At 58.3% G+C, this 240-nt stretch carries 1 protein-coding gene; it reads right to left on the reverse strand.

From position 1 onward, the window contains the following. The coding region (locus AF337_RS27280) for a hypothetical protein (protein ID WP_152971210.1) at positions 1-240 on the reverse strand (240 nt) is incomplete at both ends.

Below are 240 nucleotides of genomic sequence, written 5' to 3' on the forward strand. Positions count from 1 at the left end.
AGGCTTGCAAGACCCTCGGGAAAACCGGGTATCAGCACGTCCAAGCGGGGAAAGACGTTGGAAGGGTCGAGATGGATGTTCTTCCAGCTCTGCTCGCGCTGGTGCTCGTCCTCCCAGACCATGACGCTGTCAAAGACGCTGGCATAGGTCTGCCGCGGCAGGAAGAGCTTGTAGGCAATCATGCCCATTGCGTAGATATCGAGTGCCGATGAGGCGGAGAAGGTGCCGCTGGCATAGATC

This window comes from Rhizobium ecuadorense, assembly GCF_001187535.1.
Taxonomy (GTDB): Bacteria; Pseudomonadota; Alphaproteobacteria; order Rhizobiales; family Rhizobiaceae; genus Rhizobium; species Rhizobium ecuadorense.